Raw genomic sequence first — 12500 nt, 5'->3', positions numbered from 1 at the left:
ATTATGCGTGCAACAATCAAAGACGTCGCAAAATTAGCAGGGGTGTCTCCCTCTACTGTGACGCGTGTTATTCAAAATAGCTCTGCTATTAGCCAAAAAACTAAAGACCTCGTCCGCAAAGCGATGACTGAGCTCAACTATCATCCAAACTTAAATGCACGTAGTTTAGTAAGTAGCTACACCCAGGTAATTGGTCTAATTTTACCTGATGATTCAGATGTTTTCTATCAAAACCCCTTTTTCCCAACTGTATTGCGGGGGATTTCTCAAGTAGCTGCTGATCACAACTACGCCATCCAGATTTCTACTGGAAAGAATGAGGCGCAACGTTTAGAAGCTATTTCGCAGATGGTCTACGGTCAACGTGTTGACGGATTAATTTTCTTGTATTCTAAACCTGATGATCCTTTAGTGCAACTTGCCATCCAGCATAATTTCCCCTTTTTAATTTTGGGTAAAGCTGACTCTCCTTTTATCTCTCTCGTCGATAATGATAATATTCAGGCTGGTTTTGAGGCAACAAACTACTTTATCAATAAAGGTTACAAGAATATCGCGTTTGTTGCTGGTAACAAGGAGCTGGTCGTATCACAGGACCGGTACTCAGGTTACAAAAATGCATTGAAATCTCACAATATTCCACTGGATGAAAACAAAGTAAGATTCGTGTCTGGTTTCTTGCTTGAAGATAGTTCTTATAAAATCTCAAAAAAATTGCTCAAACAAGACTTGGATGCAATCGTCACAACCGATACTTCCGTGGCTGAAGGGGTTGTTAAATACCTCAACGAGGCAAATATTAAGTTGCCAATCATTTCCTTTGACTCTGTCAAACCAAAACTAGATATTGATGCCTACGTAGATGTCCATGCGATTAAGTTGGGACGTGTTGCTTTCAATACGCTACATCAAATCATCAATGACAACAAACAAGGTAAGCAAGTTTGCTACCGTCGTGTCATTCCACATACAATTACTGAACTTTAACTTAGAAAGGAGCCTTTTGGCTCATGGCTTTACGACAATTCCAAGCATTTCTTGATGATGAAGCTACTATTCGCTTGGTCATGGAGAAACGATTTGACTCTGAACATATGAGTTTCTCACTTGAATCAAATGATGCTACATCTCAACTCTTTATACACTCTTGTTTAGAAGTAGACAATCAAATCATCTACTATTTAACTAGCTTGCACGCTTTAACGTTGGATAAAGATTATACCGTCTATGATCAAGACCGCAATAAAATTGAATTGGGTTACGGTCATATTGTCCGCTCTGCTATTTTTGAACAAAATTACACCTATAACGGAAACGATTTGGGTGCAAACTATCGTTCAGACGCGACTACATTCAAGCTGTGGGCTCCTATTTCTAAACAGGTATTTCTCGTTCTCGAGGGTCATCCTTATGCGATGACTAGAGGATCAAAAGGTGTTTGGGAAGTCACAGTAGAGGGAGATTTGGAAACTAAAAGTTACCACTATCTCCACAAGGTAAATGGAGAATGGCTCTCCGTTCATGATCCGTATGCCTTATCTTCTCAGGCAAATTCTGGCAATAGCTACGTGATTAATCCTGATAAACTTCATCGTATTCGACGTGCAAATACTCAGCTTCCAATTTCTCAAGCAGTTATCTACGAAATGAGCGTCCGTGACTTCTCATGGCAAAAAGAGGCTGGTTTTAACCATCGCAGTCAATACCTCGGCCTAACAGAATCTCCTATCATGGATGGAATGAAGCTGGGAATGGACTATGTCAAGGATTTAGGTGTTACCCATATCCAATTATTGCCTGTCTATGATTTTGGTAGTGTGGATGAAAATAAACCACAAGCTGTTTACAACTGGGGTTACGACCCTATGCAATACAATCTGCCTGAAGGTTCCTATTCTAGCCAACCGAACGATCCTTATGCTCGCATTTTAGAATTACAGGATGCTATCCAAGCCTATCATGATGCAGACATTTCCGTTATCATGGATGTTGTATACAACCACGTCTATCACGCGGAAAAGTATGCCTTCGAACTCATCGTTCCTGGTTATTTCTATCGTTATGATGAGCATGGTATGCGTACAGACGGAACATTCTGTGGCAATGATGTTGCCAGCGAACGAAGCATGGTCCGAAACTACATCAAACAGTCACTTCGTCAGTGGCTAGAAATCTATGGCTTTGATGGTTTCCGTTTCGATTTAATGGGTATTTTAGATAGTGAAACAATCAACCAGATTCAAGCTGAATTAGTTGCTCTACATCCGAATGTCTATCTCTATGGTGAAGGTTGGAAGATGGCTACTGGTCTAGAATATGACAAACTTGCTCACCAATACAATGCGGCACAATTACCAACTATCAGTTTCTTCAATGACGACTATCGTGATACTTTCAAGAAGCTCTTACTTAATCCGAACCGTTTGATTGAGAAACAATTACATGAAAAAGTTCAGCATCTTTTGACAGGTAGCCGTCTCACTCATTTCTTAACACCGCAACAATCTCTCAACTATATTGAATGCCACGATAATGCTACTGCATTTGACTATTTCCATATTGAAAATCCAAACTGGACACCTCAGCAACAAAAACGTGCTGCTAGCTTTGGACTTCAACTGATTTTGATTTCTCAGGGTATGGCCTTTATTCATAGTGGACAAGAATTTTTCCGTACAAAAGATGAGATTGACAATACATACAATGTCTCTGATACAATTAACCGCTTAGATTGGACAAGAGCTGTTCATTACAAGGAACATATCGAGTTCATTCAGGAATTAATTGCTTTCCGTAAAAACAATCCAATTCTTAGCCAAGACAACTACGAAAGTATTCAACAAACATGTGATTTCTACTGGTTAACTGAGTTTGTCCTCCGATACCAGGTCATTAGCGAAGAAAAAACCATTCAGTTTATCATTAATTTTGCGGATAGTGACTTTACTTTTGAACGTGATCAAGACAAGACTGTTCTCTACAACTATCCTCCTGTTGAAGGACATGATCAACAAGAAATCACAATCGCAGGACAAAGTATTTGTATTTTGGAAGATAAATAGGGCTTTAGACTGATGAAAGAACTCATCACCTAGGGTATACTATAGTCAATCCTAAATATTTTTCATAATCTCCTTAAAACTCACTGGTTGCGCTGGTGAGTTTTTTTGTGACTTAACTGGGAGTGGGAAAGAACTCAACCAAGATAAAAAGAGTTCGTCTTCCCACCCCCGCACAGTTGATTAGGCCAGATTTGGAGTGCAAAACACGAACAAATCTGCCAATCAACCACTGCTCTGAGATGTTGACACGAACTCTGAGTAGTGGTCCTGGGCTTTTTGCCCAATCTCTTTTGAATGGTAATTCGAGATCTAAAAATCAGTCCCAACTAGTGGGGCTGATTTCATTTCATCAATTCTATAATTTTTCGACCGATTCGCTCAATATCATTTTGCATTCCACGGAGTTCAAAGGTATCTATGACAGGAAAATTAAATCGCTCTGAATACTGCTTGGCAGTCAGACAATATTGGTTGTTAAAATTACGGTTGCCTGAGCCAACGACACCCAAACAGAGCTCTGCATTGGTCCCCAAGGCGATAAAATCTCCAAGAGGATTGGTCAGAATTTCCACATCCCCATTGTCTACTCCATTTCCACCTTCTAAGTAAGTTGGTAAAAAGGTGACAAAGGGTGCATCTAGCGGGTAGAAGGGAATATCCTGCTTGACCAAATCTTTGACATGGACCAATTCAATCTCCCAGTCTGTCTGAAATTGGAAAAAAGACTTTAGGCGTTTCACAAAACTTTCTGTATTGCCACTTAAGCTAATGTAAACTAAATAAATTTTTTTCTTCATACATTTCCTCTTTACACTAAAAACACTACATGTAGACTGTAAATACTATTTTACTCCTACATGTAGTGTTTGTCAATTAGTCACTTTCCACGAAGCGACCGATGATATTTACATTGTCTGCTACTGAAACGAAGGCAGATTTATCAGCTTTTTTCATGATATGTTTAAATTCATTAAATTCTGCACGAGTAATAATCGCAATCAGCACTGTCTTTTGCTCATGATTATACGCCCCTTCGGCACCATTGATAATGGTTACCCCTCGGTGAAGCTTCTTGTGTATCATCTTAATCACGCGATCAGGATGACTGGTAACAATCATGGCCTGCATCCGTTTTTGTTTCACAAAAATCGCATCTGTCATTCGACTGGAGATAAACAGTGCAACCATTGAATACAACGCGTATTGCCAACCAAATGTCATTCCTGCTATCAACATAATCATAATGTTGACAATCAAGGAAATGGAACCAACTTGTCGTCCCGTCTTCTTGCGAATAATAATGGAAACTATATCAGTACCACCACTGGATACATTGTTCCTAAGCGCAAATCCAATCCCAGTTCCCAGCATAAGACCACCAAAAATAGCATTGACTAAAGGATCTGTCGTCAGAGTAACTGGTGGCATAAATTGGATAAAGAAAGAACTAAACGATACCGTAATAAAAGTAAAGATGGTAAATTTGTAGCCAATTTTATACCAAGCCAAAATCAGCAAGGGAATGTTAAGAGCGTAATAGACTACAGAAATAGGAATATTCCATCCTGCATAAGAGGCTGATAATGCAGAAACAATTTGTGCTAGTCCGGTGACTCCAGACGAATAGACATTCCCAGGTCTAAAGAAAAAATTCACCGCGATACTAGATAGGAGTCCATAAATAATGGACCCCGATATCCGTTCTGCGTATTTTTCCCGAGAGATCCCCGAAATAACCGACCAAAATTTATTTTTTCTGGCCTTTCTTAAGAAGAGTACACGCTGTTTTCTGAAAAATTTATTCATTTTCAAGTTTAATATCTAAAGCCAATTCCTCTAATTGTGCTGAGGCAACCGTACTTGGTGCCTGGGTCATTGGATCAGAGGCCTTGTTATTCTTTGGAAAGGCGATGACTTCACGAATGTTATCCTCACCAGCCAATAACATGACAAAACGGTCTAAACCAATAGCCAAGCCTCCGTGTGGTGGGAAGCCGTAGTCCATAGCTTCTAGCAAGAAACCAAATTGCTCATGCGCATCTTCAGCTGAGAAACCAAGAGCCTTGAACATTCGTTCTTGCATGTCTTTTTGGTTGATACGAAGGCTACCGCCACCGAGCTCATAACCATTTAAGACAATATCATAGGCAACTGCACGCACCTGCGCCAAATCACCATCCAAATGATGAGCTGTTTCTTCTGTCGGCAAGGTGAATGGGTGGTGTGCACTCATGTAGCGACCTTCTTCTTCAGACCACTCAAACATTGGCCAGTCGACAATCCAGAGGAAGTTGAACTTGCTTTCGTCAATCAAGCCTTGTTCTTTTGCTAAGCGGTTACGCAAAGCCCCCAGGGTATTATTAGCTACTTCCAATTCATCAGCTACAAAGAGAACCAAGTCTTTGTCTTCAAGTTGTAAACTTGCTGTCAAGCTTTCTGTAACGCCTGTCAAGAATTTGGCAACCGGGCCAGCTAATTCGCCCTTATCAACTTTTACCCAGGCAAGGCCTTTAGCACCAAATTGCTTCGCGAAATCTGTTAATTTATCAATATCTTTACGAGAGTAGCTATCCGCCGCACCTTTCACCACTATGGCTTTGACAACTGGTGCTTCTGAGAAGACCTTGAAGTCAACTTCCTTGACAGCAGCTGTCAAGTCTTGCAAAAGCATTTCAAAACGAGTATCTGGTTTATCTGAACCGTAGAAGTTCATCGCATGGTCATAGGCCATACGAGGGAATGGCAAGGTCAACTCGATCCCTTTGGTATCTTTCAAGACCTTAGCAATCAATCCTTCTACAATGTCTTGGATTTCAACTTCATTCAAGAATGAGGTTTCCAAGTCCACCTGTGTAAACTCAGGTTGACGATCCCCACGCAAGTCCTCATCACGGAAACACTTAACGATTTGGTAGTAACGGTCGAAACCGGCATTCATCAAAAGCTGCTTTGTAATCTGTGGACTTTGTGGCAAAGCATAGAAATGACCTTTGGACACACGAGATGGCACCAAGTAGTCACGCGCACCTTCTGGTGTTGACTTAGTCAACATTGGCGTCTCCACATCAATAAATTCCAAGTCATCCAAGTAGTTGCGAATACTGTGGGTTACAGCTGCACGTAATTTGAAGTTGTTGAGCATTTCTGGACGGCGAAGATCCAAATAACGGTAACGAAGACGGGTATCATCACTAGCTTCAATGCCATCCTTGATTTCAAACGGAGTTGTCTTAGCCGTGTTCAACACTGTCAAGCTGGTTACTTGCAGTTCAACAGCTCCTGTCGGGATATTGTCATTAGCTTGCTCACGCTCCACAACCGTTCCTGTTACTTCGATAACAAACTCGGAACGAAGACTCTCCGCTTTTGCCATCACTTCAGCTTCAACTGACTCAGGGTTAATCACCAATTGCATAATGCCTTCACGGTCACGCAAGTCAATGAAAATCAGGCCACCTAAGTCACGACGGCGACCAACCCAACCTTTCAGAGTAATTTCCTGTCCGACATGTTCCTTACGAACACGTCCAGCGTACATAGAACGTTTCATTTTCTTCCTCTTTTACTGATTTTATACCTATTCATTCTACCATAAAATGGCTGATTTTTGGGGGAAATTGCCGAGAAAAATCCAAGAACCTGCATTCACCGTCCAGCACACCTATCTTAGGCTTTTTATTCAGCTACTCAGCCTTAGTTTTTCAAGATCTAGTCAGTATTCCTTCAAAAACTATCTCTTATATAACTTTACTCGTGGGTACAGGCTAAAAAAACCAGCCTTAAACGACTGGTTTAGTATAAAACATATCTAAATGCGGAATATCGTCCTCTAGATAGACTTCTGAAACTGGCTCAAAACCTAACGAACTATAGAACTTTTTTAAATGGGCTTGGGCACCAATTTTAATCTGACTTTCTTTCCATTCGTTTGTAATAAAGTGAATTGCCTGCTCCATCATTGGTCGACCTAAACCTTTGCCACGATGACTTGACTTGATGACCACACGACCGATGGAAACTTCATCATAACTTAGACCAGCTGTCAAGATTCTCAAGTAAGCCACTAACTCTCCTTCATCAGTTCCCAAAAGATGAAGACAGTTTGGATCCTTACCGTCAACTTCAGGATAGGGACAGGCTTGTTCAAGTACAAATTAAGTCTTTTAGTTTACTTTTAGTACGAGGCAACGAGCTGCAAGCTGTACTAAAGTACGGTAAAGCGAGTTAACGAAGTAATAAAAGAAAAACTAAATGACTGATACATCGGTTCTCAGTGTCAAGATGCTGTAAAGCTCCTGTAAACTTAATTGGTCAAATGCTTTTATTTCCCACTGCATAGTTGCCTCCTAGGGCAAGATGTTGCCTGCACTTTTATATATTTCGTACCATTCTGGTCGAGTCAAGGTAATCTGACTAGCTTGTGCAATCTTGGTCAGACGATCTGGATTCATGGACCCAACAATGGTTTGAATCTTTGCTGGATGGCGCAAAATCCAAGCTACGACAATTGTTTCATGTGAAACATTGTATCGCTCTGCTATTTCCCCAATCGTTTGATTTAAAAGAGCATAGTCAGGATGATTGGCAAAAATACCTCGTTGCAAATCAATCAAGAAAGGAGACCAGGCTTGGATAGTGATTTTTTTAAGCTGGCAATAATCAATCAGCCCACCATCACGCATAGTCGCAGCATCATCTTTCATATTGACATGTAATCCAGCATCAATCAAAGGCGTATGAGCAGGAGAGAGCTGCAATTGATTAACTGCAAGCGGTTGATCGAGATAGGATTGCAATAACTCCATTTGGTAAATGTTTTGGTTGCTGACGCCGAAATAATGAACCTTCCCTGCTTTTTTCAAGAGATAAAAGGCTTCTGCCACTTCCTCTGCTTCCATTAGAGCATCTGGTCTATGCAAGGCAAGAACATCTAAATATTCTGTATCCAAGCGCTTCAAAATCCCATCTACAGATTCCAAAATATAGTCTTTTGAGAAATCAAAATAACCTTTACGAATGCCACATTTTGATTGGAGAAGCAGGTCCTCACGCTTGAGACCTGCCAACTTGGTGCCCTGAGCAAAGCGAATTTCTGACACACCACCACCATAAATATCCGCATGATCAAAAAAGTTGACTCCCTGTCCAACGACTGTATCTAACACTTTAGCTGTTTCCTGCGCTGTCAGACTAGCCATCCGCATACAGCCTAGAGCAATTCGAGAAACCTGTAAACCTGTCTGTCCTAATTCTTGCATGTGTACTACTCCTTGTAAACGTTTTTCTTCTACTCATTATAGCAGAAAAACTCAGCCGAAACTGAGTTTTAGTTAAATCCATAAATTCTTTTCGCGATTTTATAGACGGCATTGGAAATCTTTCGGCCTGGATAACCGTAAAGGTTAGTTAATTGACCGAGTAACCCTTTTCGAACGATCTTAAATAGAGATGGATTGTTATCCCGAATATAGTGCCATAATTCTTGCTTTTTCATCATATGCTCAGCTGTTCCCGCACGATTGAGAAGTGCACAGGAGATAATGGTAGTAATCTCTACGTGATTGAGTAAATAACTCCGTAAATCAGGATTATCAATTGCCTCTAAATCTAAATCATCCACTAAAATCCGATTGACTTTTAACTGCTGGTCAATTCGTTTAATCATGACGGACTCATTGACAGACTGGTCATTTCGACCAATAAAGTAACGATAAAAATCTACTGGTAGATAGTACATGGTTTTCACAGCCTGCAAAGGGGTAAATACGAAAATATTATCCACATAGAAAGTATGCTCTGGTAGAACGAGACCGACCTCTCTTAACAACTCAGTCCTGTAAATCAAGGAATGCATCATCATGTACTGTCCCTTTGGAAAGGCACCAACATCTTCCCAGCCGAATATACGGTTCTCAGGTAGAGTGGATTGATAAGACATGGATTTTTTACGAGATTGTCCCTCTTTTTCATAAACAAAGTTGGAAATGAAGGCATCAACAGGTGTATTTGCTTCTTCTAAATCCTGTAAACTTTCCAAAATCTTCAAATAGGCCCTAGTATCGACCCAGTCATCTGAATCTACAACTTTAAAGTACTTCCCCTTGGCCTCACGTATCCCTGTATTTACAGCTCCGCCATGGCCCTTATTGTCCTGATAGATGGCACGTACGTTTGAAAATTGATTCTCTAGTCCCTCTGCGATTTCCTGAGTCCGATCGGTCGACCCATCGTTAATAATCAGAATTTCAACCTTGTCACCACCCATTACAAGGGAATGAACACAGTAATGAAGGTAAGCCTCCGAATTATAACTCGGAATGGCAATACTTAGTAAGGTCATCTTTCTCTCCATTTGACACAATTTGTTACTATTTTATCACATTTTCAGGAAAGTTGCTTTTGATATTTTCTTTTTGCTTGATAGGCTCTCCATAGTTGGCCTAAACCCTTGAAAAAATGGCCATTGACAATAGTTAGAATCCCTTCTACCATTGGTAAATCGAGCATGTCTCCTGTCATCTTTGCCATTGCCCTAAATGGCATATTATAAAGGAACAGCAGGTTCAAGTCAGGAGTCCCTTTTTGTTCTGCTTTTTTCAGTAAGCTAGCCAATAGTTTATGCACGCCACGTGCCAACCCACTCTTCGCAAATTGGAGTTTCAAAACTGGATCGTTTAGGCTCAATTCTTGACCAATTTTCCAGGTTTCTTCTGGAACTGGACGTCCAAGCAATTGTGCAAAATCCTGTGATGAGACAGCCTGCACTTGGGCTGTCAAATAAGTCGGAATCTGTTCTGTAGCAGGAAATTGGTCCACAGTGCCTTCTCGGGTAATCTCACCAACTAAGCGAATATCTTGACTATTTGCACCTACATACAAGAGATAATTTCCAGCCTCTACTTCAAATTGGCCTGTCTCTTTATTAAAATAACGGAACGTATAGCCCTCAAAAGGAATAAAAATCTGTTTGGACTCGCCTGCTTTTATAAATACTTTTTTGAAGCCTTTTAATTCCTTTACAGATCGGTATATCTGACTGTCTTCTTTGCCTACGTACAATTGGATAATCTCAGCCCCATCTACCATTCCTGTATTAGTAATCGTGACGGAAATCCCTGATTCAGACACTTCTAATTGACTGTAAGAAAAATCTGTGTAAGACAATCCATAGCCAAAGGGATACTTGACAGCCTTGTCAACACTTGTAAAGTAACGGTAGCCTACATAGAGAGCTTCCTTATAGAGGGCAAAATCTCCCTCAGCAGGATAGCCCTCAGAAGACGGAACATCTGCCAACTCAACAGGATAGGTTTCGCTTAATTTCCCTGACGGGTTGACACGACCTGTCAAGGTATCTAACATAGCTCTAGCGCCAGCTTCTCCTGATAGATAGCCGTGAAGAACTGCATCTACATCCACATCCCAATTCATATCCACAACCGAACCAGCTGATAGGACAACAACAATTTTTTTACCTGTCCCTACCAAGGCATTCAGTAAGGATAACTGGTTTTTGGGGAGACTTATATGTTGACGATCCAAGCCTTCACTTTCACTCATTTCATCCAGCCCCATATAGTACAGAACAAGCTCTGCTTGGTTTGCAAGATTGACAGCCTTGTCAACTAACTCCCCATCCTCTTTATCTACACGTTGATAGCCTTGTTCGTAACCAATGATATTTAATGGATAATCTGCTATGCAATCCACTGTTTTATCTAATTGTCTTGTATTGATTAAAGAAGAGCCGGCTCCCTGATAGCGAGGATTTTGGGCAAATTCTCCGATGAGGGCTATTTTTATCTCTCTAGATAAGGGCAAGACATGATCCTTATTTTTTAATAATACAATGCTTTCAGCAGCAGCCTGACGGGCCAATTCATGTTGTGCAGAATAATCTACAGTCTGTTTTTCAGCATTGGCCAACTCCAAAACCACATCAAGTAGCTCATCCACGCGCTCATTCAATACTTGCTCGGATAGACGACCAGACTGAACAGCATCAATGATTTCCTTTTGACCGACCTTTTTAGTACCTGGCATTTCCAAATGACTACCATTTTCAACACCGAGGACATGGTCATTAGAGCCTCCCCAATCCGATACGACAAAGCCAGTAAAGCCCCATTCGTCACGAAGAATGTCACGCAAGAGGCGCTTGTCTTCATTAGCATAGATGCCGTTTATTTTGTTATAGGCAGACATGATTGCCTTTGGATTTCCTTCACGAACAGCAATTTCAAATCCTGTCAGATAGAGCTCTCTCAGCGTGCGCTCATCTACAATGGAGTCTGAAGCCATACGTCGCAATTCCTGACTGTTTACAGCCAAATGCTTAGGCGTTGCCGCAACACCTTGCGACTGCATCCCTCGAATCATTGCGGCCGCCAGTTTTCCCGCCTGATAAGGATCTTCTGAATAATACTCAAAGTTTCGACCACATAAGGGACTGCGCTTAATATTAAGCCCCGGCCCCAAAATGACATTGACACCCAAGCTGTTTGCTTCTGCACCGAGACCCTGTCCGACACGTTCAACCAGATCCACATCCCAAGAATTTGCTAAGGTAGCAGCTGTTGGGAAACAAGTTGCAGGGACAGAGGCATTCAGCCCTAAGTGATCACCTTCACCTTCTTGCTTGCGAATTCCATGTGGCCCATCAGACAAAAAGATAGATGGAATTCCTTTTTCAGGGTAATCCTTGGTTTCCCAAACAGATTTTCCTGACATGAGAGCTGCTTTTTCTTCCAATGTTAAACGATTAATAATCTCCTGATGCTTCATCATCTTTTCCTCATTCTATTTCTTTATCATTATCATATCAGACGAAGCGTACAATTAAAACGCTTTCTTCATAATCTGTCCGATTTTAGGCATAATCTGCTATAAAAAATCTCCCCAGAAAATACTAGGGAGATTGTGTGCATCACTTCTTATTTCATGATTACAAACTTCATCATCGGATAGTTGACAGCCACTTGAACGAAAATATTGACCCAATTGGCTGCTGTCTGTGCCCAACCCAAACTCAAGCCCCATGATGTAAAAAGCTGAGTAGTGTAAGGTGGTAGCACAATGGACAAAATTCCTGCAACTAGAACAGTAATGATATACCAATGGAGGGTTTTGGAAATATCATTTTCTGCCCCAAATACCAACTTCCTTTGTACAATGTAATTGACAACTTGCGCTGCTACATAGGCTAAGAGGAAGGAGAGAAAGCCGTTCAAACCGCCATTTTCTACGGAATAATGGAAGATGAACCAGTCAAATGGCTGACTTGACAAGGCTGTAAAGAGGAAATTTGTTGACAACCACAGAACACAGAAATTTGTAATGGTCGCTATGTTTGATAACACATTAAACTTGATAAATTCCCACAAGTCTGGGTGTTTGGCAATCCATTCTTTCATACTGTCTCCTATGCAAGACAAGGGG

At 41.0% G+C, this 12500-nt stretch carries 9 protein-coding genes and 1 pseudogene; 2 read left to right on the top strand and 8 right to left on the bottom strand.

The window, feature by feature from the left end; translation table 11 throughout:
* Positions 1 to 3 precede the first annotated feature (3 nt).
* Both K6V43_RS01755 and pulA read left to right on the top strand, forming a co-directional pair.
* On the top strand, positions 4 to 987 hold the full coding sequence (locus K6V43_RS01755) for a LacI family DNA-binding transcriptional regulator (protein WP_105126508.1): 984 nt from the start codon (positions 4 to 6) through the stop codon (positions 985 to 987).
* 23 nt (positions 988 to 1010) lie between these two features.
* Complete coding sequence (gene pulA / locus K6V43_RS01750; protein WP_222381260.1) at positions 1011 to 3062, top strand: type I pullulanase; 2052 nt, start codon at positions 1011 to 1013, stop codon at positions 3060 to 3062.
* Between the two features lie 341 nt (positions 3063 to 3403).
* Here pulA and nrdI read toward each other — a convergent pair whose 3' ends face one another.
* The 8 genes and pseudogenes from nrdI to K6V43_RS01705 all read right to left on the bottom strand — a co-directional run bounded on the left by nrdI (position 3404) and on the right by K6V43_RS01705 (position 12475).
* Positions 3404 to 3859 (bottom strand): class Ib ribonucleoside-diphosphate reductase assembly flavoprotein NrdI, encoded by a 456-nt coding sequence (nrdI, locus tag K6V43_RS01745; protein WP_222381259.1) that lies wholly within the window; start codon positions 3857 to 3859, stop codon positions 3404 to 3406.
* 76 nt (positions 3860 to 3935) lie between these two features.
* On the bottom strand, positions 3936 to 4874 hold the full coding sequence (locus K6V43_RS01740; protein WP_024391310.1) for a YitT family protein: 939 nt from the start codon (positions 4872 to 4874) through the stop codon (positions 3936 to 3938).
* The gene (gene aspS, locus K6V43_RS01735) at positions 4861 to 6612 is read right to left on the bottom strand and encodes an aspartate--tRNA ligase (RefSeq protein ID WP_222381258.1); all 1752 of its coding nucleotides are present in this window, start codon (positions 6610 to 6612) and stop codon (positions 4861 to 4863) included. Before aspS ends, K6V43_RS01740 begins: the two co-directional genes overlap by 14 nt.
* Positions 6613 to 6841: 229 nt before the next feature.
* Positions 6842 to 7216: pseudogene (locus tag K6V43_RS01730) on the bottom strand (GNAT family N-acetyltransferase); the annotation flags it as partial.
* Between the two features lie 192 nt (positions 7217 to 7408).
* A complete protein-coding gene (locus K6V43_RS01720; RefSeq protein WP_222381257.1) occupies positions 7409 to 8320 on the bottom strand; it encodes an aldo/keto reductase in 912 nt (303 codons plus the stop codon).
* A 68-nt stretch (positions 8321 to 8388) separates the two neighbouring features.
* Complete coding sequence (locus K6V43_RS01715) at positions 8389 to 9402, bottom strand: glycosyltransferase family 2 protein (RefSeq protein WP_172019389.1); 1014 nt, start codon at positions 9400 to 9402, stop codon at positions 8389 to 8391.
* Positions 9403 to 9446: 44 nt separating this feature from the next.
* Positions 9447 to 11846, bottom strand: a complete 2400-nt coding sequence (locus K6V43_RS01710) for a glycoside hydrolase family 3 C-terminal domain-containing protein (protein ID WP_222381287.1) — start codon at positions 11844 to 11846, stop codon at positions 9447 to 9449.
* A 149-nt stretch (positions 11847 to 11995) separates the two neighbouring features.
* Entirely contained in the window at positions 11996 to 12475 is a 480-nt protein-coding gene (locus K6V43_RS01705) for a GtrA family protein (RefSeq protein ID WP_222381255.1), read from the bottom strand.
* Positions 12476 to 12500: the final 25 nt, after the last annotated feature.

Source organism: Streptococcus suis (assembly GCF_019794615.1).
Taxonomy (GTDB): Bacteria; Bacillota; Bacilli; order Lactobacillales; family Streptococcaceae; genus Streptococcus; species Streptococcus suis_AI.
The sequence above is the reverse complement of the archived record's forward strand: the minus strand, read 5'-3'. Positions and strand labels throughout refer to the sequence as shown.

Excerpts from the sequence above, each read along its gene's own strand:
- K6V43_RS01755 (WP_105126508.1), top strand. The coding sequence starts at position 4 with ATGCGTGCAACAATCAAAGACGTCGCAAAATTAGCAGGGGTGTCTCCC.
- pulA (WP_222381260.1), top strand. The coding sequence starts at position 1,011 with ATGGCTTTACGACAATTCCAAGCATTTCTTGATGATGAAGCTACTATT.
- nrdI (WP_222381259.1), bottom strand. The coding sequence starts at position 3,859 with ATGAAGAAAAAAATTTATTTAGTTTACATTAGCTTAAGTGGCAATACA.
- aspS (WP_222381258.1), bottom strand. The coding sequence starts at position 6,612 with ATGAAACGTTCTATGTACGCTGGACGTGTTCGTAAGGAACATGTCGGA.
- K6V43_RS01720 (WP_222381257.1), bottom strand. The coding sequence starts at position 8,320 with ATGCAAGAATTAGGACAGACAGGTTTACAGGTTTCTCGAATTGCTCTA.
- K6V43_RS01715 (WP_172019389.1), bottom strand. The coding sequence starts at position 9,402 with ATGACCTTACTAAGTATTGCCATTCCGAGTTATAATTCGGAGGCTTAC.
- K6V43_RS01710 (WP_222381287.1), bottom strand. The coding sequence starts at position 11,846 with ATGAAGCATCAGGAGATTATTAATCGTTTAACATTGGAAGAAAAAGCA.
- K6V43_RS01705 (WP_222381255.1), bottom strand. The coding sequence starts at position 12,475 with ATGAAAGAATGGATTGCCAAACACCCAGACTTGTGGGAATTTATCAAG.